Here is a 22,919-nt window from a genome sequence, read left to right on the forward strand (position 1 = left end):
CTCTTCGGAGTGGCTTTTTTTATTGCTGCGCTAAACGTACTCCGATAACCATCGGCATCTGGTAAAGGCGCAAGGGATTTGACGCCGACAGACCGGCAGCTGGCAAAGAATGGTGGAATAATGCCCGCCAGTTGGCGGCAAGACGACCGGTTAACCAACTGAGGCGCTTTTATTTACTGTTGCTCTATCTGGTCCACTTTTTTTCTGCCCGGGGGCTGCGATAATTACCCTATGGGTACAATGTAGCGGTGACGCATTGCCCTTGCAGAGGAAGACACTATGGATTACGAGTTTCTGCGCGATATTACCGGAGTGGTAAAGGTGCGAATGTCGATGGGCCACGAGGTGGTGGGGCACTGGTTTAACGAAGAGGTGAAAGATAACCTCGCCCTGCTGGATGAAGTGGAACAGGCCGCGCGCACCGTAAAAGGCAGCGAGCGTTCCTGGCAGCGTGCCGGACATGAATACACGCTATGGCTGGATGGCGAAGAGGTGATGATTCGCGCCAACCAGCTGGAGATTTCAGGTGATGAAATCGAGGAGGGGATGAGCTACTACGACGAAGAAAGCCTCTCTCTGTGCGGCGTTGAGGATTTTTTACAGGTAGTGGCCGCGTACCGCGAGTTTGTCAGCAAAGCGTAACCCCCTTCATGCATTCACGCCGGGAGCCGAACTCCCGGCTTTTTTTTGCCCTGAATGATTAATTGATTTTATTTAATCATTTTAAAACTGTGATCGCGCGTGTTTATCGTTTGTTGTTGATTAAATATAATCAATGTGATTTCATTTAATCATATTAATGACAGGCGGCACGACATGAACATCAAAAAAGCAATAGAGCGAGTACCCGGAGGCATGATGGTTGTGCCACTGGTCATCGGTGCGGTCATAAATACGTTTGCACCTCATGCGCTGGAGGTCGGCGGGTTTACAACCGCGCTCTTTAAGAACGGTGCAGCACCGCTGATTGGCGCATTTTTGCTGTGTATGGGGGCGGGGATTAGCATCAAAGCCGCTCCTCAGGCGTTGTTACAGGGGGGGACTATCACGCTGACCAAACTCCTTATCGCCATCGCGCTAGGGCTGGGGGTTGAACATCTTTTCGGCGCCGAGGGGATCTTCGGTTTGAGCGGCCTGGCGATTATTGCCGCCATGAGCAATTCCAACGGCGGGCTTTATGCGGCGCTGGTTGGGGAGTTTGGCAATGAACGTGATGTCGGCGCTATCTCTATTTTGTCACTGAACGATGGTCCTTTCTTCACCATGATCGCGCTGGGGGCGGCAGGTATGGCCAACATTCCGATCATGGCACTCGTTGCGGTACTGATTCCTCTGATTGTTGGCATGATCCTTGGCAACCTTGACGTGCACATGCGCGACTTCCTGACGAAAGGCGGACCGCTGCTCATTCCATTTTTTGCTTTTGCTCTGGGGGCTGGTATCAATCTGGAAATGTTGCTCCAGGGCGGGCTGGCGGGCATTCTCCTCGGCATTCTGACCACCTTTATTGGCGGATTTTTTAATATTCGCGCCGATCGGCTGGTCGGAGGAAGTGGTATCGCTGGCGCTGCAGCATCCAGCACGGCCGGTAACGCGGTGGCTACACCGCTGGCGATTGCCCAGGCCGATCCTTCGCTGGCATCCGTCGCTGCCGCGGCGGCCCCGCTCATAGCGGCCTCGGTTATCACGACCGCAATCCTGACGCCGATACTGACTTCCTGGGTGGCAAAAAGGCAGGTGCGTCAGCTTCCGGAGGAAAAGAACACATGAAAATGATCGTGATTGCCGATGATTTTACGGGATCGAATGATACCGGGGTACAGCTGGCGAAAAAAGGCGCACGAACGGAAGTGATGCTCAGTACCTCGCAGAAGCCTTCACGTCGCGCCGATGTGCTTATCATCAATACCGAGAGCCGGGCTGTTTCCGCAGAGCTGGCCGCAAAGGCCGTGCGTCGCGCACTCGCGCCGTGGTGTGAAACGATAGCCCCGCCGCTGGTGTACAAAAAAATTGATTCTACCTTTCGTGGTAACGTCGGGGCTGAAGTTGTGGCGGCGATGCAAGCCAGCGGTAGTCGCATGGCGGTGATTGCCGCGGCTATTCCTTCCGCCGGCCGCACTACGCAGAACGGCCTGTGTCTGGTCAACGGTGTTCCGCTTCTGGAGACCGAATTTGCCAGCGATCCGAAAACGCCAGTTACGTCGTCCCGAATTGCTGAACTGATCGCGCTGCAAAGCGGTATTCCTGTTTACGAAGTTCATCTGGATGAGGTCCGACACGGAGGACTCAGCGCCGTTTTGAGCGCCCTGGACGCCGAAGGCGAGTGCATGGTGGTCGTTGATGCCGTTGAGGATCGCGATCTGATGCTGATCGCTCAGGCTCTCGGGGAACAAGAACGGCTTCCGCTGATGGTCGGAGCGGCGGGCCTTGCAAATGCCTTGCCTGTCAGCTTCTTTATGCAAGAGCAGCAGACTCTGCCTGTGCTGGTGGTGGCAGGCTCAATGAGTGAGGCCACGCGCCGACAGGTGGATCGTGCGCTTTACGAAGGGAGAGCAGAGGTGGTGGATATCGACGCCTCCCGCCTGATCTCTTCCTCATATGCCCTGGAGATAGCCTCGGTGGCAGAGCAAGCCTGCGCCCAGCTCGGTCGCCAGCATCATACGATCTTGCGTACCAGTCGCAGCGCGGAAGATCGACATCTGATCGAGAGTTTGTGTGGTTCCGCCGCGATAAGTCGCCAGCAACTGGGGGAGATGCTAAGCCAACGGATCGGGGCGATCACATTGCAGATCCTCGGGCAGGCGCGAGTCGGCGGCCTGTTTCTGACTGGGGGCGACATCGCCACTGCGGTGGCCAACGCGTTGGGCGCGGAGGGATATCGGATTCAGAGTGAGGTTGCGCCCTGCATTCCTTGCGGGACATTTATCAACAGCGAACTGGATGATTTGCCGGTGATCACTAAGGCCGGGGGATTTGGATCGGACAGCACGCTGTGCGATGCGCTTTATTATATTGAGGAGATGTATAGTGGGCATTAAGACTATTGCTATCACGATGGGCGATCCCGCGGGGATTGGGCCAGAAATTATTGTTAAAGCCCTCGCGGAAGATTCACTGAACGGTACGCCTGTGGTGGTGGTCGGTTGTCTGCAAACCCTGAAGCGGTTGCAGGAAAAAGGTCTGGCAGCGGATGTCGAGTTTCGCGCTATCAACGAGGTGGCCGCTGCGCGCTTTACGCCCGGAGTAATCCATGTGATTGATGAGCCGCTGGCGGATCCACAGGCGCTGGTGCCGGGAAAAGTTCAGGCCCAGGCGGGCGATCTGGCCTATCGTTGTGTCAAGCGGGCGACGGCGCTGGCGTTGAAAGGTGACGTTCAGGCGATCGCCACGGCGCCTCTGAACAAAGAAGCATTGCATCTCGCCGGACATAACTATCCCGGGCATACCGAACTGCTGGCGACGCTGACCGAAAGCCGCGATTATGCCATGGTGCTGTTCACGGAGAAGCTGAAAGTTATCCATGTGTCGACGCATATCGCCCTACGCACATTCCTGGACACCCTGAATACGTCCCGCGTCGAAACCGTTATCGCGATTGCAGATACTTTTCTCAAGCGCGTCGGCTATGCGAAACCGCGCATTGCCGTCGCCGGAGTCAATCCTCATGCGGGTGAGAATGGCCTGTTTGGTGATGAAGAAAGCCGGTTTCTGGTGCCGGCCATTGCCAGCGCAAAGGCCAAAGGGATAGCGGTTTACGGCCCTTGCCCTCCGGATACGATTTTTCTTCAGGCCTATGAAGGGCAATACGATATGGTGGTCGCCATGTACCACGATCAGGGACATATTCCATTGAAATTATTAGGTTTCTATGATGGCGTTAATATTACTGCCGGGCTGCCGTTTATCCGGACGTCAGCCGATCACGGGACCGCTTTTGATATCGCCTGGACGGGAAAAGCAAAATCTGAGAGCATGGCTATATCGATAAAACTGGCAATGCAACTGGCGTAATTCCCTGTTATGAAAGGACAACACCGTCTGGATAAAATAGTGGCGTATCTGAAAAACCATACGCTGGTTACGGTAGAGCAACTGGTTGAGGCGGTGGATGCATCCCCGGCCACTATCCGACGTGACTTGATCAAACTGGATGAACAGGGCGTTATCAGTCGAAGCCATGGCGGCGTAGCGTTACGCCGCTTTGAACCTGTACAGCCCACTACGAATGAAAAGCAGCTGCGATCGCCTGCCGAAAAAAGAGCCATTGCGCGCTATGCTGCCTCTCTGGTACATCCTGGGGATGCGGTGGTTCTGGATGCCGGGACGACCATGCTGGAGCTGGCAAAGTGCTTAACCCATCTGCCGCTGCGGGTTATAACCGTCGACTTGCATATTGCCCTGTTTTTATCCGAATTCAGACAAATTGAAGTGACCATCGTCGGCGGACGAATTGATGACAGCAGTCAGTCTTGCATTGGTGAGTATGGCCGCAAAATGTTGCGTAGCGTTTTCCCGACTATTGCCTTTATGAGCTGTAACTCGTGGAGTGCGGAAACCGGAGTGACTACACCGACGGAAGAGAAGGCTGGATTGAAGCAGGAAATCATTGCCAACGCCCAGCGTAAAGTGTTGCTGGCCGACAGCAGCAAGTATGGCGCACATTCATTATTTACCGTGGCGCCGCTTGCCGATTTTAGCGAAGTGGTGACCGACGTTAATCTCTCGCAGGCGGTTCAGAACGCGCTCAAAGAGCAGAATGTTACCCTCAAACTGGTTCAGCCCGAGTAACGGCGCCCGCAGGCGCCGTCAGATGTTCAGATGGAAGGGATATTTCTGGCGTAGTAAATTTCCCGCATCTCTTTCCACAGGAGGTCGGTGATGGACTTGCGCTCTGCGGCGCTGAGATCTTCGGGTCTGGTGTGGAACATGTAGTGCTTCAGATCGAACTCTTTCAGCAGCATCTTGGTGTGGAAGATATTTTCCTGGTAGACATTGACGTCCACCATGTCATACAGCGCTTTCATGTCCTCGGACATAAAGTTCTGAATTGAATTGATTTCATGGTCAATGAAGTGCTTCATGCCATTGATATCACGGGTAAAACCGCGGACGCGATAATCAATAGTGACAATGTCAGATTCCAGCTGGTGGATAAGATAATTCAACGCGTTAAGCGGTGAGATAACCCCACAGGTGGAGACTTCGATGTCGGCACGGAAGGTGCACAGTCCGCCCTCCGGATGGCTTTCCGGGTAGGTATGCACGCAGATATGGCTTTTGTCGAGATGGGCGACGACGGCTTCCGGGAGCGGGCCCGGGTGTTCGGTCTGGTCGATAAGCTGTGGGTCAACGGGTTCTTCACTGACCAGAATCGTCACGCTGGCGCCCTGAGGTTCATAATCCTGGCGAGCAATGTTCAGAATGTTGGCGCCGATGATTGAGCAGGTCTCTGACAAAATCTCGGTCAGACGGTTGGCGTTATAGAGTTCATCGATATAGGCGATGTAGCCATCGCGCTCCTCTGCCGTTTTGACATAGCAGATATCGTAAATACAAAAACTCAGGCTCTTGGTCAGGTTGTTAAAGCCATGCAGCTTCAGTTTTTTCAATTTAGTTCACCCCCTTACTGAAGATCGCTGGCGGACAGCGCATCCTGTAAATATTGCGGTAGGGCAAATGCCGCCTTGTGAATAGCCGGATTATAGTAACGGCACTTCAGGTTCGCTTTGTGAAAACGCGCCTGGATAATTTCATTGGACAGGTCGCGCAGGGCATCATTATCGGTCGCCCACGCGAAGGTCATAATGCCGCCATAATAGGTCGGAATCGCGGCCTGGTAGAAGCTGACATCGCTGAAATAGTGGCCGAGCTTGCGGTGGCTATCGATCGCTTCATCCTGCTGCAGAAAGCAGACCCCGTTTTGGGCCACAAAAATGCCGCCGGGATTCAGGCAACGTTTGCAGCCTTCGTAAAAGGCCGAGGTGAACAGGCTCTCGCCGGGACCAATAGGGTCGGTGCAGTCGGAGATGATCACATCAAACGTTTGCGTCGTCTGGTTAACAAAATTGACGCCATCGTCAATCACCAGCGTAAAGCGCGGATCGTCATAGGCGCCGGCGTTGTGATTTGGCAGATACTGGCGGCAGAATGAGACCACGCCAGCGTCGATTTCGACCATGGTGATGGTTTCGATGGTGCTGTGACGAGAGACTTCTCGCAGCATCGCGCCGTCGCCGCCGCCGATAATCAGCACATGTTTCGCCTGGCCGTGGGCCATCAGCGGCACATGGGTCATCATCTCATGATAGATAAACTCATCGCGTTCGGTGGTTTGGACCACGCCGTCCAGCGCCATCACGCGGCCAAAGGCGGCGTTCTCAAAAATGATCAAATCCTGGTGATCGGTCTTTTCGTGATACAGCACATTATCAACCGCAAAATACTGACCAAAATGGTCGTGCAGCGTTTCATGCCACAGATTGTTATCAGCCACGGGCGGATTCCTCCATTGTGAACGTCCGGTTCACTCGAAAAAACGAGCGCAACATCATAGCCAACTATAGATGATGATGCACGGTGGATATTTCAGCAATTCGCATGGCGCAGGGCTGAATGGCAGGAATATTGCCGGGCTGCGGGATGGGGAGACCAGGCCACCTTGTACAGGCGGCGGGATGGCGTCCGGGCCGGCGGGTGGACTATTTAACGTAAGCGAGCAGGCTCAACGAATCGCGGGCCAGCGCTTTGCATTTTTTGGTCGTGGGGATTTTGATACCGCTGAGATCGCGGTAGCTGTCTTCACCGAGCGCCTTCATATTGAAGCTGTCGTAGTTGCTCAGATCCCATTGGTTCTGTTGAGCAAAAAAGACCAGCGCGCGACGAATTTGGGTATTCGGCAGATTCTGGTAACCGCAGTCGTTTTTCAGGAAGACAAATACCGCCGTTAAATCAGCCATATCTTCCGCTTCGGACTCGCTTAACGCATAGCTATTGGCGGACAGAGCAAGCAGGCTGCCGAGCACTATTGTTCTGAAAAGCGTCTTCATTTTCTCTACCATTGAATCACGGACGCTCAAAGTTAGCATACTTCTTTACACTACGTAGAGCTTTATTCTTACTCTTCTGCTTGACCTTCCTGTTGGTGGAAGGTTTAAGCTCAAAAGTTCACCAGCAGAATAAAAAGGATGTGAAAATGCAACGTCGTGAATTTATCAAATTAACCGCGGCGGCCGGCGTATTTAGCGCGCTGCCGCTCTGGAGCCGTTCGGTTTTCGCCGCCAGCCGTCCGGCCCTGCCGGTGCCCGATCTTCTGACCGCCGACGCACGTAATCGCATCACATTAACCATCCAGACCGGAAAAACGCAGTTTGGTCCGCATCAGGCGACCACCTGGGGTTACAACGGAAACCTGCTGGGGCCGGCGCTGAAGCTCAAAAAAGGGGAGGCGGTGACCGTGGATATTCACAACCGCCTGGCCGAAGAGACGACCGTACACTGGCATGGGCTGGAGGTGCCGGGTGAGGTCGACGGCGGTCCGCAGGGGATCATTGCGCCTGGCGCCTCCCGCAGCGTGAACTTTACCCCCAGCCAGCGGGCCGCGACTTGCTGGTTCCACCCGCACCAGCATGGAAAAACCGGTCGTCAGGTGGCGATGGGGCTGGCGGGACTGGTACTGATTTCTGATGAAGAAAGCGAGCAGCTGCTGTTGCCGAAGCAGTGGGGGATCGATGACGTACCGGTGATTGTGCAGGATAAGCGCTTTACCGCTGCCGGGGAGATCGATTATCAGCTCGACATCATGAGCGCGGCGGTCGGCTGGTTTGGCGATACCTTGCTGGCAAACGGGGCACTTTACCCGGAACACGCCGCGCCGCGCGGCTGGCTGCGTTTGCGTTTACTCAACGGTTGTAACGCCCGCTCGCTGAATTTCTCCACCAGCGATAACCGGCCGATGTACGTTATCGCCAGCGACGGTGGACTGCTTGCCGAGCCGGTGAAGGTGAATGAACTGCCGATGTTAATGGGCGAGCGCTTTGAAGTGCTGATCGATACCCGCGACGGTAAAGCTTTCGATCTGATCACGCTGCCGGTGAGCCAGATGGGGATGGCGATCGCGCCGTTCGATAAGCCGCAGCCGGTCTTGCGCATCCAGCCGCTGACTATCCAGGCCTCCGGCAAACTGCCGGATTCTTTGGTCAGTATGCCGGCGCTGCCGTCGCTGGAAGGGCTGACTCAGCGCACGCTCCAGCTGTCGATGGATCCGATGCTGGATATGATGGGAATGCAGGCGCTGATGCAAAAATATGGTAACCAGGCGATGTCCGGCATGAACCACGGCAGCATGATGGATCACGGCAATATGGGCCATTCCATGATGGGCAATATGAGCGACAAGGGTCAGATGAATCATGGCGATATGGGGAACATGAACCACGGCGGCATGGGGCAGATGAACCACGGCGCTGACGGTTTCGATTTCCATAATGCTAACCGGATCAATGGCAAAGCCTTTGATATGAATCTGCCGATGTTTGCCGCAGCAAAAGGGCAATATGAGCGCTGGGTGATTTCCGGCAAAGGCGACATGATGCTGCACCCGTTCCATATTCACGGTACCCAGTTCCGTATCCTGTCGGAGAATGGCGCTGCGCCTGCCGCGCATCGTTCAGGCTGGAAAGATACCGTACGGGTTGAGGGTGGCGTCAGTGAAGTGCTGGTGAAGTTCGATCACGAGGCGTCGAAAGAGCATGCCTATATGGCGCACTGCCACCTGCTGGAACATGAAGATACCGGCATGATGCTCGGCTTTACGGTCTAGTTTTCCCCTCGCCGGGGAGATTGTGCTCGCGTAAAAAAGGCCCGGTGTTCACCGGGCCTTCTGTTTTGTTACTGCGTTTTTACTCAGGGCTTATTTCGCTTCATCAGGCAGCGCATAGGCGACGATATAGTCGCCCATCTTCGTGCCAAACGAGCCGTGGCCGCCAGCGGCGATGACCACATACTGTTTGCCATTCACTTCATAGGTCATTGGCGTAGCCTGGCCGCCTGCCGGCAGACGGGCCTGCCACAGTTTTTCACCATTACTCATGTTGTATGCGCGCAGGTAGTTATCGGCGGTAGCGCCAATAAACAGCACGTTGCCCGCGGTGGAGATTGGGCCGCCCAGCATCGGCATACCCAGGTTAAACGGCAGCTGGATCGGCATCGGGAACGGCAGGCTATCCTGCGGCGTACCGATACGTTTTTTCCATACCACTTCGTTGGTTTTCAGATCCAGCGCGGAGATGTAACCCCAGGCCGGCTGTTTGCACGGCAGGCCAAACGGCGACAGGAAGGCGTTGAGGGTCACGCCGAACGGTACGCCATACTGCGGCTGGATACCGGATTCGGTACCGGAACCTTTCGCATCTTTCGGCGGTTCCATCGGGTTGCCCGGGCCGCGCGGGATCAGTTTCGATACGAACGGCAGCGCCATCGGGTTGGCAATCGCCACCTGACGGTTCGGGTCGACGGAAATCCCGCCCCACTCAAACATCCCCAGGTTACCCGGGAAGACCAGAGTGCCCTGCTCTGACGGCGGAGTGAAGATGCCTTCATAACGCAGCTGATGGAAGATAACGCGGCACACCAGCTGATCGAACATGGTGGCGCCCCACATATCCGCGCCGGTCAAATCTTTCTTCGGACGGAAGCTCAGGTCGGAGAATGGCTGAGTTTTAGAGACATAATCGCCTTTGGCTGCGCCCTGAGGAACCGGTTTTTCCGGTGCCGGGACGACCAGTTCGCCGTTACGACGGTCAAGGACGAAGATATTCCCGGTTTTGGCCGGTGCGTAGATGACCGGAACGGTTTTGCCGTTAACGTCGATATCCGCCAGCGTAGGCTGAGACGGCATATCCATGTCCCACAGATCGTGGTGAACGGTCTGATAGCTCCATACCAGTTTACCGGTGGTGGCGTTCAGCGCCACGATCGAGCTGGCGTAGCGTTCCTGTTCCGGCGTGCGGTTGCCGCCCCAGATATCCGGAGTGGTCACGCCCATCGGCAGGTACACGAGGTCCAGCTTCGCATCATAGGCCGCCGGCGCCCAGGAGTTAGGGGAGTTCAGCGTGAAGTGATGTTCATCGTCCGGAATGGCGTTCGGATCTTTCGCGCCCGGATCGAACACCCACAGCAGTTTACCGGTGTTGACATCAAAGCCACGAATGACGCCTGACGGCTCGCGGGTAGAGAAGTTATCGGTGACCGCACCGGCGATGATAATGGTGGTGTCGGTAATAATCGGCGGCGATGTCGGTTCATACATCCCCGGCGTGGTAACCGGCATATTGGTCTGCAGATTGAGAATCCCTTTGTTGGCAAAGGATTCGCACAGCTGGCCGTTGTCGGCATTAATGGCGAACAGGCGGCCATCGTTGACCGGCAGAATAATCCGGCGCGGGCAGTTGGCGACGACGTCAGCCGGCGCGTTATCCGCTTTCGCTTCGTGGTAAGAGACGCCGCGGCAGGTGACGTGCTGGAAGGACGGATCCGCATTCAGTTGTGGATCAAAGTGCCATTTTTCTTTCCCGGTAGCCGCATCAAGGGCGAACAGACGCTGGTGGGCGGTACACAGGTACAGCATATTGCCGACTTTAATCGGCGTCACTTCGTTGGTGATTTCACCCGGATCGTTCGGCTGCTTCAGGTCGCCGGTGCGGAACACCCAGGCTTCCTTCAGGTTTTTCACGTTATCGGCATTGATTTGCTTCAGCGGTGAATAACGTTGGCCTTCCTGGTTACGGCCGTACGCCGGCCAGTCGCCATCGGCTACCGCGGAGATCGGCGCCGCCGGCGTCGCATCGGCATTCAGGGTACCGTTCACTTCCTGCGGATCATGAAAACCGGCCCAGGTCAGGATACCGCCGCTGATCAGCAGGGCAACGACCAGACCGGCGACCGCGCCGCCCGATGGGATCGGCAGACGACGCCAGACAAAAGGCAAAATGAGCCAGATGCCGAAGAAGACCAGAATATCGCTACGCGGCGTCAGCGCCCAGAAGTCAAAGCCGACTTCCCAGACGCCCCAGATCATGGTGGCGAGCAGCAGTGCGGCATAGAGCCACAGCGCTGAACGTTTGCCGCGCCACAACATTACGGTGACGCCCAGCATGACCAGGCCCGCAATAGGGTAATACCAGGAGCCGCCAATGGCTGCCAGCCATACCCCACCAATAAGAAGATACAGGCCGCAGAACGCTGCAAAGAGAGCTGTCAGCGTCACGAGAAGCCGTGATTGTTGAGACTTTGTTTCTGCCATAGAAAGACACTCGTTGTTTGTTAATTTTTTAATTGCAATTAATTATAGGATTTAACAAGTGTGATCGGAATCACAAAATGGGCTTTATTATTCCCTGCATCGCATATTTCTTTTTACTGGTATACTGCATAGCTTGCCGGTCAATGTCGGTGCATTCGCAGCGGTGTTGATGATTTATCTTAAGAATCAAATGGTTAGTTTAATGAAACATACTGTAGAAGTGATGATCCCGGAAGCCGAGATCAAAGCGCGTATCGCCGAACTGGGTCGTCAAATCAACGAATGCTACAAAGACAGCGGCAGCGAAATGGTGCTGGTGGGGCTGCTGCGCGGCTCATTTATGTTTATGGCCGATCTGTGTCGTGAAGTGCAGGTGCCGCATGAAGTCGATTTTATGACCGCCTCCAGCTACGGCAGCGGCATGTCGACGACCCGTGACGTTAAAATCCTCAAAGATCTGGATGAAGACATTCGCGGTAAAGACGTCTTGATTGTGGAAGACATTATCGATTCCGGCAACACGCTGTCTAAAGTGCGTGAAATTCTCAGCCTGCGTGAGCCGAAATCTCTGGCGATTTGTACGCTGCTGGACAAGCCGAGCCGTCGTGAAGTGAACGTGCCGGTAGAGTTTGTTGGCTTTGCTATCCCGGATGAGTTCGTGGTCGGCTACGGGATTGATTACGCTCAGCGCTATCGCCATCTGCCGTACGTCGGCAAAGTGGTGCTGCTGGACGAGTAAGGTTTTATGCAACCCCGGACGATGGCGCACTGCGCTGCCGGGGTTTTCTGAAGCGGGCGGGTTACTTGTGGTTGATGTGTTTGCTCTTGAGGTTGGAAATTCCCTGACGGTAGCGCTGTTCAAGGGTTTCGCGGCTGACGGCAGTCACATCAAGATCGCGTAACAGCCCGTCATGGATACCGTAGGCCCAGCCGTGGATGGTGACCTTCTGCCCCCGCTTCCACGCCGACTGCATAATGGTCGAGTGGCCCAGGTTATAAACCTGCTCCATCACGTTCAGTTCACATAACGTATCCAGCCGGCGCTCTTCGGGCATTTCGCCCAGCAGCGAGCTGTGTTTGAACCAGATATCGCGAATATGCAGCAGCCAGTTGTCGATAAGCCCCAGCTCGGTGTTTTCGACCGCCGCCTGCACGCCGCCGCAGCCGTAGTGGCCGCAGATGATGATATGCTCGACTTCCAGCACGTCGACGGCATACTGCACCACGGAAAGACAGTTCAGGTCGGTATGAATCACCAGATTGGCTACGTTACGATGGACAAACAGTTCACCGGGCTCAAGGCCGGTTAAGCGTTCCGCAGGAACACGGCTATCAGAACATCCAATCCACAGAAAGCGTGGCTTCTGCGCTTGCGACAATGTCGCGAAAAAGCCGGGGTCTTCTTCCACCAGCATTTTTGACCATAGTGCATTATTGCTGATGAGTGTATCTATATCATTCATGGACGTTTACGGCCTGTAACCAAGTAAGTGCGTTGGGCTAATATAGGTTAACCTCACTTTATTTAAAACAACCCATCGCGTGTCATGACACGAGAAGAGATATTTAATGACCATTGCTCTGGAATTAAAACAGCTCACCAAGACCTACCCCGGTGGGGTTCAGGCGCTTCGGGGAATCGATCTGCAGGTGGAAGCAGGGGACTTTTATGCGCTGCTCGGCCCTAATGGGGCGGGGAAATCCACCACGATTGGCATTATCAGTTCGCTGGTGAATAAAACCTCCGGCGAGGTCAACGTCTTTGGCTACGACCTGCAAAAGGACGTGGTAAATGCCAAGCGTCAGCTCGGACTGGTGCCGCAGGAGTTCAACTTCAACCCGTTTGAAACCGTCCAGCAGATCGTCGTTCACCAGGCCGGCTACTACGGCGTTGAGCATAAAGAAGCGCTTCTGCGCAGCGAAAAGTACTTAAAACAGCTCGATCTGTGGGAAAAGCGCAACGAACGCGCACGGATGCTCTCCGGCGGGATGAAGCGACGCCTGATGATTGCCCGCGCGTTGATGCATGAACCCAAACTGTTGATCCTTGATGAACCTACTGCGGGGGTGGATATCGAACTTCGCCGCTCGATGTGGGGTTTTCTCAAGGATTTGAACGATAAAGGCACCACCATCATCCTGACCACTCACTACCTGGAAGAGGCGGAGATGCTGTGCCGCAATATCGGGATTATTCAACGGGGAGAGCTGGTGGAAAACACCTCAATGAAGGCGCTGCTTGCCAAGTTGAAATCAGAAACGTTCATCCTCGATCTGGCGCCGAAAAGCCCGCTGCCGACGCTGGAAGGTTATCAGTATCGGCTGGTGGATACCTCCACGCTGGAAGTCGAAGTGCTGCGCGAGCAGGGGATTAACAGCGTATTTGCCCAGCTGAGTGCTCAGGGTGTTCAGGTGTTAAGTATGCGTAACAAAGCCAACCGGCTGGAAGAGCTGTTTGTCACGCTGGTGCATGACAGAAAAGGAGAATCAGCATGATGCAGCTTTATTGGGTCGCGCTGAAAAGCATCTGGGCCAAGGAAATTCACCGCTTTATGCGTATCTGGATCCAGACGCTGGTACCGCCGGTGATCACCATGACCCTCTATTTTGTCATCTTTGGCAATTTGATCGGCTCGCGGATCGGTGAAATGCATGGCTTTACCTATATGCAGTTTATTGTGCCGGGTCTGATCATGATGGCGGTGATCACCAACGCCTACGCCAACGTGGCCTCCTCGTTCTTCAGCGCGAAATTTCAGCGCAATATCGAAGAGCTGCTGGTGGCACCGGTGCCGACGCACGTGGTTATCGCCGGCTATGTTGGCGGCGGGGTCGCGCGCGGGCTGTGCGTAGGGATTCTGGTTACCGCGATATCGTTATTCTTCGTGCCGTTCCAGGTGCATTCCTGGCTATTCGTTGGACTGACGCTGATTCTGACCGCAGTCCTCTTCTCGCTGGCGGGTTTGCTGAACGCGGTTTTTGCCAAGACCTTTGATGATATCAGCCTGATCCCCACCTTCGTGCTGACGCCGCTGACTTACCTCGGCGGGGTGTTTTACTCCCTGACCCTGCTGCCGCCATTCTGGCAGGCGCTGTCGCACCTCAACCCGATTGTTTACATGATCAGCGGCTTCCGCTACGGATTCCTCGGCATCAACGATGTTCCGCTGGTTACAACCTTTGGCGTACTGGTGGTCTTTATTGTTCTGTTCTATGCGCTGTGCTGGTATCTGATCCAGCGTGGACGCGGTCTGCGCAGCTAACCGCGCGTCGGCAAATAGCGTCTGGCCTGAAGACCAGGCGCTATTTGCTAATCTTGACTGCCATCACTCATCTGCCTCATCCCCTTTGTTACAGTGTTTCTCTGCTAAGGAGGCTGTCTATGTTGGGTTGGGTGATTACCTGTCATGATGAGAAAGCGGAGGAGCTGCTGGATCGTCTGGAAAAAAAGTTTGGCCCGCTGGCGCAATGCCGGGCGGTAAATTACTGGCGTAACCTTAGCAGCAATATGTTGAGCCGGATGATGTGCGATGCGCTGCACGCCACGGACAGCGGCGATGGCGTGATTTTTTTGACCGACCACACCGGGGCACCTCCCTATCGCGTGGCGGCCCTGATGAGCCATAAACATACCCATTGTGAAGTGATCTCTGGTATCAGCTATCCATTACTTGAGCGGATGTATCTTCTGCGCGACACCCTGAGCAGCGAAGCGTTTCGCGACGCGATCGTGAGCAGTGGAGGCCCGGTCGTCAGCAGCCTCTGGCACCAACAGCAAAAAAATCCGCCTTTCCGCCTGCGCCATGATGCGTTCGGCAATTAAGCATTGGTATTGATGCCGCTTTTGTTACAATGGCGGCTGATTTCTCTAGCGGTCCGACCTGCATGTTTGCCCGAATTGTTGCCCTGTTCCTTTTGCTGACATCGCTCAGCGCTTCAGCCAGCCTGCTTAGCCAGCAGGGCACCCCCGCCCGCTATATGCAGACGACGGAAGATGCGGTTATCTGGGCGCAGGTCGGGAATGACGTGGTGAGCGTGGGGAACATTCGGGGCGGGCAAATTATCGCCGTGGTGCCGACGTCCGCCGATTATTACGAATTCAGCTTCGGTTTCGGCACCGGCTTTATCGATAAAGGCCACCTCGAACCGGTGCAGGGCAAGCAGCGGGTTGAAGACAACCTCGGCGATTTGCATAAACCGTTGAGTAACCAGAACCTGCTCACCTGGAAAGATACGCCGGTGTACGATGCGCCTTCCGTCGGCAGCGCGCCGTTTGGCACCCTGGCGAATAATCTGCGCTATCCCATTATCAGCAAGCTGAAAGACCGTCTCAACCAGACCTGGTTTCAAATTCGCATGGGTAACCGGCTGGCATGGGTCAGTAGCCTGGATGCTCAGGAAGATCGCGGTATCCCGATGCTGACCTACCATCACATTCTGCGCGATGAAGAGAACACCCGTTTTCGCCACACCTCTACCACGACTTCGGTACGCGCCTTCAGCAACCAGATGACCTGGCTCCGCGATCGGGGCTACACCACGCTGACGATGTATCAGCTGGAAGGCTATCTGCGTAATAAAATCAATCTGCCGGCCCGCTCGGTGGTGATTACCTTTGACGATGGTCTGAAGTCGGTTAACCGCTACGCGTACCCGATACTGAAGCAGTATGGCTTTCACGCGACGGCATTTATTATCTCATCGCGTATCAAACGTCACCCGCAGAAGTGGGAGCCGAAATCGCTGCAGTTTATGAGCGTTTCCGAGCTCAAGCAGATTCAGGACGTTTTTGATATACAGTCCCATACGCACTTCCTGCACCGGGTTGATGCCCAGCATCATCCGATTCTGTTAAGCCGCAGCTACCATAATGTGCTGTTCGATTTTGAGCGTTCGCGACGCGCGCTGGCCCAGTTTAATCCGCACGTGCTGTATCTCTCTTATCCGTTTGGCGGCTATAACGCGACGGCGGTCAGGGCGGCGAACGACGCCGGTTTTCATATGGCGGTGACCACGGTGAGAGGCAAGGTGAAGCCGGGCGATAACCCGTTCTTACTGAAAAGACTCTATATTCTGCGGACCGATTCGCTGGAGACGATGTCACGGCTGATCAGCAACCAGCCGCAGGGATAAATGGTGGCTGGTCCGGGGCTGAAAACTCGTACGGTAGCGGAAAATGCAAGCGCAAAGTTCTGGCTGCACGTACTCACGGAGCGGCAAAATAGCGCTAAGAATAAGATTCCATTGCCGGTGATGTGATATCAGATACCCTACAGGTGAGTTTCTGAGCAGGCTCTTTATTATATCATGCCATTAATAATCTTATTTATTTTTAGAATTTATTCGATAGCATAAAATCCATCTTTTATTTATGGTTATTCGATCTAATCATAGAAAAAGGATGTGCAGAATGGCAATTCCGGCTTATTTATGGATGAAAGATGATGGCGGTGCTGATATCAAAGGCGCGGTTGATGTTCAGGATCGTGAGGGGAGTATTGAAGTTCTCGGTTTTAGTCATGGTTTACATCTTCCCACCGATAACAGCACCGGTAAGATTTCGGGGACACGTTTACATTCACCATTAATATTTCAAAAAGAGTTTGATTCATCAAGTCCATATATTTATAAAGCCGTAGCAAAGGGGCAAACGCTGAAAAGCGTAGAAGTTAAATGGTATAAAATTAACGACTGTGGACAGGAACAAGAATACTTTAATATGTTACTTGAGAACGTTAAGGTCATCTCTATTTGTCCAATGATGCATGATTGTAAAAATCCGGCAACTGAAAAATATAATCACCTGGAAGCAGTTTCATTACGTTATGAAAAAATTACATGGAAACATTGTGATGGCAATATTCTCTTTTCTGACGCATGGAATGAGCGATGATTCGATGTACTTTCTGTCTCAACGGAAATCAGCTAAGTAACCTGAGTTGCCCGGGAATCGGTTTTTTCCCTGCCTATTCGGGTACCGGAACATCACGTAACGATCCTGATGCGGTGGCTGTACCCTCTATTGGACCATTACCGACTGGCCTGTACTATATCGTTACGCGTGGTACCGGAGGAGTCGTTACGATGGTCAGCGATTCTTTAGCATCGTTTATTTCTGGTTCGGATCGTTCAATATGGTTTGCGCTGTATCGACATGATTCACAGATTGATGATCATACTTTTATTGGTCATGTTCGAAGAGGAAACTTCAGACTTCATCCTGCCGGTTATCAAGGTATAAGTGAAGGTTGTATTACTCTACCCCGTTTATCTGATTTCATGTTGTTACGTGCTGCGTTGCTTAATACGCCCACAATACAGGTAACAGCGTCATTAACTGCTTTCGGTACCGTACAGGTGTACTAATGAAACCAATACAATACGTACTATTATGGTTTGGACAAGCATTACTGTTTACCGTTGTGTTTGTCCTGTTATACGTGCTGATACCAGAAATAAAGATGTACAAATTGATTACAGAATTAACAGGATTTATGTCCGATTTTACGTGGGATAAGTATTACTTTCTGTCGCTTTGTATTGCTTCACTGTTCATCGTAGCAATAGTGGTTTATATAACGGCTGCGATTAAAAGACGTTTATAAATAAACGGTGCCCCGTCTGGGCGGCGCACCGTCAGCGATTGGCTATCAGGCAACCTGTACCGGAATGGCTTTTGCCTGGCGCTTCATTTCGTTGTCGCCTTCGAAATAGGCCACTCTCGGCTGCCAGCGGCGGGCTTCTTCATCAGGCATGGTGACGAAGCTGGCAATAATCAGAATATCACCCACGCTGGCGCAGTGCGCGGCAGCGCCATTCACCGAAATAATTCGCGAGCCACGTTCGGCGAAATGGCATGATAGACGATCTAACATGGGTGGGAGAAGTACAGAGGGGACATTTTAGACTTCATCCAGCAGGTTATAAGGGAGTTAGTGAAGGTTGTATTACTCTACCCCGACTATCTGATTTTATGTTGTTACGTGCTGCATTACTTAATACGCCCACAATACAGGTAACAGCGTCATTAACTGCCTTCGGGACCGTACAGGTGTACTAATGAAACCGATACAATACGCGCTATTATGGATTGGCGAAGCATTACTATATACAGTAGTGTTCGTACTGATGTTTTTATTTATGCCGGAAGTCAAAACCTACTATCTGATCAGACGCTATACAGAAGTTATACCTGGTGATATATGGGATAAGTATTACTTTCTGTCGCTTTGTATTGCTTCACTGTTCATCGTAGCAATAGTGGTTTATATAACGGCTGCGATTAAAAGACGTTTATCTTGAGTATTCTGTTATAAATAAACGGTGCCCCGTCTGGGCGGCGCACCGTCAGCGATTGGCTATCAGGCAACCTGTACCGGAATGGCTTTTGCCTGGCGCTTCATTTCGTTGTCGCCTTCGAAATAGGCCACTTTCGGCTGCCAGCGGCGGGCTTCTTCATCAGGCATGGTGACGAAGCTGGCAATAATCAGAATGTCACCCACGCTGGCGCAGTGCGCGGCAGCGCCATTCACCGAAATGATTCGCGAGCCACGTTCGGCGGCAATGGCATAGGTGGAGAAACGGTTGCCGTTAGTCACGTTCCAGATGTGGATCGCTTCGTTTTCAAGAATACCGGACGCATCCAGAAAATCCTGGTCAATGGCGCAGGAACCTTCATAGTGCAGGTCGGCCTGCGTGACTTTAACGCGGTGGAGTTTGCCCTGCAGCATATTACGAATCATGATGTCTACCTTTCTTCCCGTCCTGCTTCAGAGTGCAGGGGCGTGGCGGGCGAGCGACTTTCCCCTGATGGGGGACGGTAGTGCTCTTGCCTGCCGCCGGTCTGCAAGCGGATTAGTCAGGGTCTATACCTTAAATGATACGAAGCGGACATGACATCCGCTTTGAGTAAATGTCCGGCAATATTGCCAGATTTTTAACCCTTGTCTACTGACCCAGTTCGACGATTTTGTTATCGATCAACCGCGCCTGTCCCAGCCATGCGGCCATCAGGATCACCGCACGTTGACTGGTTTCCGTCAGCTCCAGCAGCGTATCCGCATCCCGGATCTGGATATCGTCGGCGCGGAAGCCTTTCTCGTTCAGCTCCTGCCCGGCAAGGGTAATGATTTCATCCAGGTTACGTTCACCGGCGGCAAGCTTATCGGCGACGGCGCTCAGCACTTTGTACAGGCCGGGCGCAATTTTACGCTGCTCTGCGGTGAGGTAGCCGTTGCGTGAGCTCAGCGCCAAACCATCTTTAGCACGAATAATCGGCACGCCGATTATCTCAATATCGTAACCCATGTCGGCGACCATTTTACGAATCAGCGCCAGCTGCTGGAAGTCCTTCTCGCCAAAGCAGGCGACATCCGGCTGGACCAGGTTAAACAGCTTGCTGACGATGGTCGATACGCCGCGGAAGTGGCCCGGACGACTGGCACCCTCAAGCATGGTCGACAGCCCCGGTACATCCACGCAGGTCTGGTTTTCGGTACCGTGCGGATAGATCTCTGCCGGCGCGGGGGCGAAAACAAAATCCACCTTACGTTTGTTCAGCTTTTCGCAATCATCCTGCAGCGTACGCGGATAGCGCGACAGATCGTCAGGACGATCGAACTGCATCGGGTTGACGAAAATACTGACCACCACGACATCGGCGCTGGCTTTTGCGGTATCCACCAGCTGCATATGACCGTCGTGCAGGTTGCCCATAGTGGGAACCAGCGCGATACGCTTACCTTCCTGGCGCAAACGGCGGATATGTTGGCGCAGCAGCGGCAGGGATTCAATAATCAGCACAACAAGACTCCTTAATGGAAACTGTGTTCTTCGCCCGGATAAACGCCGGACTCCACGTCGGCAATATACTGCCGCACTGCGGCGCGCATGTCGCCCGCTTCAGCGAGGAAATTTTTAGCGAACTTAGGGATATGGCCGCCGGTGATCCCGAAAGCGTCATGCATCACGAGGATCTGGCCGTCGGTGACGTTACCCGCACCAATGCCGATAACCGGAATGGTTAACGCCTCGGTGATACGTTGAGCCAGCTCGACCGGGACGCACTCAAGGACCAGCAGCTGTGCGCCAGCCGCTTCCAGTGCCAGCGCGTCGTCGAACAGCGCCTGCGCCGCGTCGCCGCGGCCCTGCACTTTATAGCCGCCGAAAATATTGACCGACTGTGGGGTCAGACCAAGGTGGCCGCAAACCGGCACCGCGCGTTCCGCCAGCATTTTCACCGTTTCCGCAAGCCAGGCGCCGCCTTCAAGCTTGACCATGTTGGCGCCCGCGCGCATCACAATGGCGGCGTTAGCGAAGGTCTGTTCCGGGGTGGCGTAGGCCATAAACGGCAGGTCAGCGAGCAGCAGGCAATGGGGGGCGCCGCGACGTACCGCCTGGGTGTGGTAGGCGATATCTTCCACGGTCACCGGCAAGGTCGAGTCGTGCCCTTGCACCGTCATACCCAGCGAGTCACCTACCAGCATCACGTTGATCCCTTCATCGGCAAACAGCTTCGCAAAGCTGTAGTCATAGGCGGTGATGGTGGCGAAGCGCTGCTTCTCCTGTTTGCATTTCTGCAGCAGGGCGATAGTGGTCGGTTTCATAACGTTTCCTGATGATGAAAGTCATATTAACCGGCATTCTAACAGCAGCATTCAGAGGGGCAATGGTTTTAGGCAACCGATAACGACGATCGCCGTAATGGCTAAAAATGGGGAAGGGGGAACTACCAGATCGCCGGCTTTTCGGCGCCGAGGTTTTCCAGCGCCTGGCGCAGAGTGGCGCCGTCGGGGAAATGAAGCGTCGGGGCAATCTCATACAGCGGCCACAGCATAAAGCCGCGGTTTTTCATATCGTAGTGCGGTACCGTCAGGCGCTCGCTGTTAATCACGGCATCGCCAAACAGCATGATATCGAGATCCAGCGTACGAGGGCCCCAGCGTTCGGCTTTGCGTTGACGGCCCTGCTGCAGCTCGATGCGCTGGGTATGATCCAGCAAGGCTTCAGCCTGCAGTTCCGTCTCCAGGGCGACGGCGGCATTGAGGTAGTCAGGCTGATCCTGCGGCCCCAGCGGCGGCGTGCGGTAAAAAGAGGAGACCGCAACCATCCGGCTGTCCGGAATGGCAGCCAGCGCCGTCACGGCAGCGTTGACCTGCTCCAGAGGAGAAGCCAGATTGCTGCCGATCGCGATGTAGACGCGGGTCATGCGCCACCCTGACGCGGGGTGCGTTTACGCGGGCGACGATGGCGGCGGCGCGGTGCGGGTTCGTCATCGAGCTCGTTAAGCATCTCTTTTTGATCTGGCGGCGCGGCAACCTGGAACTCGCCCCACCATTTGGTCAGACGCTGCAGTTCGCCATTTTTCTCGGCGCCGGCACGCAGCTCCAGCAGATCGTAGGCGGCGCGGAATTTCGGATGTTCCATCAGCTTCCAGGCGCGTTTGCCCTGGCGGCGGGACATGCGCAGCTGCAGCTGCCAGATATCGCGTACCAGAGTGGTAATACGCTTCGGAATGGCCAGCGTACGGCAGGCTTCATCCAGCACATCGTTCATCGCCAGCGCGAAAGCGTCGTTGTAGGCCAGACCGCTCTCCTGGGTGATTTTCTGCGCCATTTCCAGCAGCGGATACCAGAACATGACCGCAAACAGGAACGCCGGGTTAACGCGCATATCGTTATGGATGCGGTTATCGGTATTCTTCAGCACCTGGGTAATGATGTGTTCCATCGGGCTATCGCCGCGCTCGGTAAAGTAGCGGGTGATGGTCGGGAACAACGGCTGGAACAGGTTATATTCGCGCAGCAGCATGTAGGTATCATAGCCATAGCCCGCCTGCAGCAGCTTCAGCACTTCTTCGAACAGACGCGCCGGGGGAACGTCATGGAGCAGCGCGGCAAGACGCGGAATCGGCTCGGCGGTTTCCGCGCTGATGTTCATATTCAGCTTGGCGGCAAAGCGCACAGCGCGCAGCATGCGGACCGGATCTTCGCGGTAGCGGGTTTCCGGATCGCCAATCAGGCGAATCATGCCCTCCTGCAGATCTTTCATGCCGCCGACGTAGTCGCGCACGGTAAAATCGGCCACGCTGTAATACAGGCTGTTGATGGTGAAGTCGCGACGCTGGGCATCTTCTTCGATCGATCCGAAGATGTTGTCGCGCAGCAGCATCCCGTTCTGGCCGCGCTGTGAAGTCACACGATCGGTGGTGTGCCCTTCATGGTGGCCGCGGAAGGTGGCGACTTCGATGATTTCCGGCCCGAACATCACGTGCGCCAGGCGGAAACGACGACCCACCAGACGACAGTTGCGGAACAGTTTACGAACCTGATCCGGCGTCGCGCTGGTTGTCACGTCAAAATCTTTAGGTTTTTTACCAAGCAGAAGGTCACGTACGCCACCGCCGACGAGATAGGCTTCATAGCCCGCCTTGTTCAGTCGATAGAGCACCTTGAGGGCATTATCACTGATATCTTTGCGGGAAATTGCATGCTGTTCACGCGGGATAACCGTCATATGCGTTTGTTCAACGGCGGCTTCTGCGTCGCGCTCTTCACGGCTTAGCACCTTACGGCAAAAATTAGCGACTCGGGTAAAAATGTTGCACCTCGTAGTGTCAGAC

25 protein-coding genes and 1 pseudogene are annotated in these 22,919 nt (G+C 54.3%); 15 read left to right on the plus strand and 11 right to left on the minus strand.

Annotation, left to right across the window (positions count from 1 at the left end; genetic code table 11):
• Positions 1-279: 279 nt before the first annotated feature.
• The 5 genes from yacL to MC50_RS12790 all read left to right on the plus strand — a co-directional run bounded on the left by yacL (position 280) and on the right by MC50_RS12790 (position 4,788).
• Positions 280-642 (plus strand): protein YacL, encoded by a 363-nt coding sequence (yacL, locus tag MC50_RS12770; protein WP_004857933.1) that lies wholly within the window; start codon positions 280-282, stop codon positions 640-642.
• Positions 643-816: 174 nt separating this feature from the next.
• A complete protein-coding gene (locus tag MC50_RS12775; RefSeq protein ID WP_032689458.1) occupies positions 817-1,770 on the plus strand; it encodes a 2-keto-3-deoxygluconate permease 1 in 954 nt (317 codons plus the stop codon).
• Entirely contained in the window at positions 1,767-3,038 is a 1,272-nt protein-coding gene (gene dtnK, locus MC50_RS12780) for a D-threonate kinase (protein ID WP_047664049.1), read from the plus strand. Before MC50_RS12775 ends, dtnK begins: the two co-directional genes overlap by 4 nt.
• Entirely contained in the window at positions 3,028-4,011 is a 984-nt protein-coding gene (locus MC50_RS12785; RefSeq protein ID WP_102047539.1) for a D-threonate 4-phosphate dehydrogenase, read from the plus strand. The genes dtnK and MC50_RS12785 overlap by 11 nt, the downstream gene beginning before the upstream one ends.
• Positions 4,012-4,020: 9 nt before the next feature.
• Positions 4,021-4,788, plus strand: coding sequence for a DeoR/GlpR family DNA-binding transcription regulator (locus tag MC50_RS12790; protein WP_046853089.1), 768 nt, complete (start codon positions 4,021-4,023; stop codon positions 4,786-4,788).
• A gap of 26 nt (positions 4,789-4,814) precedes the next feature.
• On the opposite strand, the gene speD is transcribed toward MC50_RS12790, so the two are convergent.
• The 3 genes from speD to MC50_RS12805 all read right to left on the minus strand — a co-directional run bounded on the left by speD (position 4,815) and on the right by MC50_RS12805 (position 7,046).
• On the minus strand, positions 4,815-5,609 hold the full coding sequence (gene speD / locus MC50_RS12795; protein WP_032689455.1) for an adenosylmethionine decarboxylase: 795 nt from the start codon (positions 5,607-5,609) through the stop codon (positions 4,815-4,817).
• Positions 5,610-5,623: 14 nt separating this feature from the next.
• Positions 5,624-6,493: a polyamine aminopropyltransferase gene (gene speE / locus MC50_RS12800; RefSeq protein WP_047664050.1), complete on the minus strand. Its 870-nt coding sequence runs from the start codon at positions 6,491-6,493 to the stop codon at positions 5,624-5,626.
• A 205-nt stretch (positions 6,494-6,698) separates the two neighbouring features.
• Positions 6,699-7,046 (minus strand): YacC family pilotin-like protein, encoded by a 348-nt coding sequence (locus tag MC50_RS12805; protein WP_015585138.1) that lies wholly within the window; start codon positions 7,044-7,046, stop codon positions 6,699-6,701.
• Between the two features lie 146 nt (positions 7,047-7,192).
• On the opposite strand from MC50_RS12805, the gene cueO reads away from it, so the two are divergent.
• On the plus strand, positions 7,193-8,818 hold the full coding sequence (gene cueO, locus MC50_RS12810; protein WP_046853088.1) for a multicopper oxidase CueO: 1,626 nt from the start codon (positions 7,193-7,195) through the stop codon (positions 8,816-8,818).
• A 90-nt stretch (positions 8,819-8,908) separates the two neighbouring features.
• Here the strand turns inward: cueO and MC50_RS12815 are convergent, their stop codons facing one another.
• On the minus strand, positions 8,909-11,299 hold the full coding sequence (locus MC50_RS12815; protein WP_032689452.1) for a glucose/quinate/shikimate family membrane-bound PQQ-dependent dehydrogenase: 2,391 nt from the start codon (positions 11,297-11,299) through the stop codon (positions 8,909-8,911).
• A 202-nt stretch (positions 11,300-11,501) separates the two neighbouring features.
• Between MC50_RS12815 and hpt the strand changes: the two genes are divergently transcribed.
• On the plus strand, positions 11,502-12,038 hold the full coding sequence (gene hpt / locus MC50_RS12820) for a hypoxanthine phosphoribosyltransferase (RefSeq protein ID WP_015585135.1): 537 nt from the start codon (positions 11,502-11,504) through the stop codon (positions 12,036-12,038).
• 61 nt (positions 12,039-12,099) lie between these two features.
• Here hpt and can read toward each other — a convergent pair whose 3' ends face one another.
• Positions 12,100-12,762 carry a carbonate dehydratase gene (gene can, locus MC50_RS12825; RefSeq protein ID WP_032689451.1) on the minus strand — a complete coding sequence of 221 codons (663 nt, stop codon included), beginning with the start codon at positions 12,760-12,762 and terminating at the stop codon, positions 12,100-12,102.
• A 106-nt stretch (positions 12,763-12,868) separates the two neighbouring features.
• Between can and MC50_RS12830 the strand changes: the two genes are divergently transcribed.
• The 6 genes from MC50_RS12830 to MC50_RS12855 all read left to right on the plus strand — a co-directional run bounded on the left by MC50_RS12830 (position 12,869) and on the right by MC50_RS12855 (position 17,665).
• Positions 12,869-13,795 carry an ABC transporter ATP-binding protein gene (locus tag MC50_RS12830; protein ID WP_004857993.1) on the plus strand — a complete coding sequence of 309 codons (927 nt, stop codon included), beginning with the start codon at positions 12,869-12,871 and terminating at the stop codon, positions 13,793-13,795.
• Positions 13,792-14,562, plus strand: a complete 771-nt coding sequence (locus MC50_RS12835) for an ABC transporter permease (RefSeq protein ID WP_032689450.1) — start codon at positions 13,792-13,794, stop codon at positions 14,560-14,562. The genes MC50_RS12830 and MC50_RS12835 overlap by 4 nt, the downstream gene beginning before the upstream one ends.
• 119 nt (positions 14,563-14,681) lie before the next feature.
• Positions 14,682-15,122: a PTS sugar transporter subunit IIA gene (locus MC50_RS12840; protein WP_032697273.1), complete on the plus strand. Its 441-nt coding sequence runs from the start codon at positions 14,682-14,684 to the stop codon at positions 15,120-15,122.
• A 62-nt stretch (positions 15,123-15,184) separates the two neighbouring features.
• Positions 15,185-16,432: a polysaccharide deacetylase family protein gene (locus MC50_RS12845; RefSeq protein WP_032689569.1), complete on the plus strand. Its 1,248-nt coding sequence runs from the start codon at positions 15,185-15,187 to the stop codon at positions 16,430-16,432.
• A 277-nt stretch (positions 16,433-16,709) separates the two neighbouring features.
• A complete protein-coding gene (locus tag MC50_RS12850; protein WP_032697274.1) occupies positions 16,710-17,192 on the plus strand; it encodes an Hcp family type VI secretion system effector in 483 nt (160 codons plus the stop codon).
• On the plus strand, positions 17,189-17,665 hold the full coding sequence (locus MC50_RS12855) for a DUF2778 domain-containing protein (protein WP_072024998.1): 477 nt from the start codon (positions 17,189-17,191) through the stop codon (positions 17,663-17,665). The genes MC50_RS12850 and MC50_RS12855 overlap by 4 nt, the downstream gene beginning before the upstream one ends.
• Before the next feature lie 284 nt (positions 17,666-17,949).
• On the opposite strand, the pseudogene MC50_RS12865 reads toward MC50_RS12855, so the two are convergent.
• A pseudogene (locus MC50_RS12865) lies at positions 17,950-18,147 on the minus strand (aspartate 1-decarboxylase); the annotation flags it as partial.
• Between the two features lie 8 nt (positions 18,148-18,155).
• Here MC50_RS12865 and MC50_RS12870 point away from each other — a divergent pair.
• Together MC50_RS12870 and MC50_RS12875 are read left to right on the plus strand one after the other, a co-directional pair.
• Positions 18,156-18,359, plus strand: a complete 204-nt coding sequence (locus tag MC50_RS12870; protein ID WP_077272455.1) for a tlde1 domain-containing protein — start codon at positions 18,156-18,158, stop codon at positions 18,357-18,359.
• Positions 18,359-18,601 (plus strand): hypothetical protein, encoded by a 243-nt coding sequence (locus MC50_RS12875; RefSeq protein ID WP_047664052.1) that lies wholly within the window; start codon positions 18,359-18,361, stop codon positions 18,599-18,601. The genes MC50_RS12870 and MC50_RS12875 overlap by 1 nt, the downstream gene beginning before the upstream one ends.
• Positions 18,602-18,660: 59 nt before the next feature.
• On the opposite strand, the gene panD is transcribed toward MC50_RS12875, so the two are convergent.
• The 5 genes from panD to pcnB all read right to left on the minus strand — a co-directional run bounded on the left by panD (position 18,661) and on the right by pcnB (position 22,897).
• On the minus strand, positions 18,661-19,041 hold the full coding sequence (gene panD / locus MC50_RS12880) for an aspartate 1-decarboxylase (RefSeq protein ID WP_004858002.1): 381 nt from the start codon (positions 19,039-19,041) through the stop codon (positions 18,661-18,663).
• A 205-nt stretch (positions 19,042-19,246) separates the two neighbouring features.
• Positions 19,247-20,101 (minus strand): pantoate--beta-alanine ligase, encoded by an 855-nt coding sequence (gene panC / locus MC50_RS12885; RefSeq protein WP_047664053.1) that lies wholly within the window; start codon positions 20,099-20,101, stop codon positions 19,247-19,249.
• Between the two features lie 11 nt (positions 20,102-20,112).
• Positions 20,113-20,904 carry a 3-methyl-2-oxobutanoate hydroxymethyltransferase gene (gene panB / locus MC50_RS12890; protein WP_004858008.1) on the minus strand — a complete coding sequence of 264 codons (792 nt, stop codon included), beginning with the start codon at positions 20,902-20,904 and terminating at the stop codon, positions 20,113-20,115.
• Between the two features lie 122 nt (positions 20,905-21,026).
• Entirely contained in the window at positions 21,027-21,506 is a 480-nt protein-coding gene (gene folK / locus MC50_RS12895) for a 2-amino-4-hydroxy-6-hydroxymethyldihydropteridine diphosphokinase (RefSeq protein WP_047664055.1), read from the minus strand.
• Entirely contained in the window at positions 21,503-22,897 is a 1,395-nt protein-coding gene (gene pcnB / locus MC50_RS12900; protein WP_071824645.1) for a polynucleotide adenylyltransferase PcnB, read from the minus strand. The genes folK and pcnB overlap by 4 nt, the downstream gene beginning before the upstream one ends.
• Between the last annotated feature and the right edge of the window lie 22 nt (positions 22,898-22,919).

It is taken from the genome of Klebsiella planticola (genome assembly GCF_000783935.2).
In the GTDB taxonomy this organism is placed as follows: domain Bacteria; phylum Pseudomonadota; class Gammaproteobacteria; order Enterobacterales; family Enterobacteriaceae; genus Klebsiella; species Klebsiella planticola.

What these genes read in the sequence shown, in the direction of transcription:
- yacL (WP_004857933.1), top strand. Translation starts at nt 280, where the DNA reads ATGGATTACGAGTTTCTGCGCGATATTACCGGAGTGGTAAAGGTGCGA.
- MC50_RS12775 (WP_032689458.1), top strand. Translation starts at nt 817, where the DNA reads ATGAACATCAAAAAAGCAATAGAGCGAGTACCCGGAGGCATGATGGTT.
- dtnK (WP_047664049.1), top strand. Translation starts at nt 1,767, where the DNA reads ATGAAAATGATCGTGATTGCCGATGATTTTACGGGATCGAATGATACC.
- MC50_RS12790 (WP_046853089.1), top strand. Translation starts at nt 4,021, where the DNA reads ATGAAAGGACAACACCGTCTGGATAAAATAGTGGCGTATCTGAAAAAC.
- MC50_RS12805 (WP_015585138.1), bottom strand. Translation starts at nt 7,046, where the DNA reads ATGAAGACGCTTTTCAGAACAATAGTGCTCGGCAGCCTGCTTGCTCTG.
- cueO (WP_046853088.1), top strand. Translation starts at nt 7,193, where the DNA reads ATGCAACGTCGTGAATTTATCAAATTAACCGCGGCGGCCGGCGTATTT.
- MC50_RS12815 (WP_032689452.1), bottom strand. Translation starts at nt 11,299, where the DNA reads ATGGCAGAAACAAAGTCTCAACAATCACGGCTTCTCGTGACGCTGACA.
- hpt (WP_015585135.1), top strand. Translation starts at nt 11,502, where the DNA reads ATGAAACATACTGTAGAAGTGATGATCCCGGAAGCCGAGATCAAAGCG.
- can (WP_032689451.1), bottom strand. Translation starts at nt 12,762, where the DNA reads ATGAATGATATAGATACACTCATCAGCAATAATGCACTATGGTCAAAA.
- MC50_RS12830 (WP_004857993.1), top strand. Translation starts at nt 12,869, where the DNA reads ATGACCATTGCTCTGGAATTAAAACAGCTCACCAAGACCTACCCCGGT.
- MC50_RS12835 (WP_032689450.1), top strand. Translation starts at nt 13,792, where the DNA reads ATGATGCAGCTTTATTGGGTCGCGCTGAAAAGCATCTGGGCCAAGGAA.
- MC50_RS12840 (WP_032697273.1), top strand. Translation starts at nt 14,682, where the DNA reads ATGTTGGGTTGGGTGATTACCTGTCATGATGAGAAAGCGGAGGAGCTG.
- MC50_RS12845 (WP_032689569.1), top strand. Translation starts at nt 15,185, where the DNA reads ATGTTTGCCCGAATTGTTGCCCTGTTCCTTTTGCTGACATCGCTCAGC.
- MC50_RS12850 (WP_032697274.1), top strand. Translation starts at nt 16,710, where the DNA reads ATGGCAATTCCGGCTTATTTATGGATGAAAGATGATGGCGGTGCTGAT.
- MC50_RS12855 (WP_072024998.1), top strand. Translation starts at nt 17,189, where the DNA reads ATGATTCGATGTACTTTCTGTCTCAACGGAAATCAGCTAAGTAACCTG.
- MC50_RS12870 (WP_077272455.1), top strand. Translation starts at nt 18,156, where the DNA reads ATGATAGACGATCTAACATGGGTGGGAGAAGTACAGAGGGGACATTTT.
- MC50_RS12875 (WP_047664052.1), top strand. Translation starts at nt 18,359, where the DNA reads ATGAAACCGATACAATACGCGCTATTATGGATTGGCGAAGCATTACTA.
- panD (WP_004858002.1), bottom strand. Translation starts at nt 19,041, where the DNA reads ATGATTCGTAATATGCTGCAGGGCAAACTCCACCGCGTTAAAGTCACG.
- panB (WP_004858008.1), bottom strand. Translation starts at nt 20,904, where the DNA reads ATGAAACCGACCACTATCGCCCTGCTGCAGAAATGCAAACAGGAGAAG.
- folK (WP_047664055.1), bottom strand. Translation starts at nt 21,506, where the DNA reads ATGACCCGCGTCTACATCGCGATCGGCAGCAATCTGGCTTCTCCTCTG.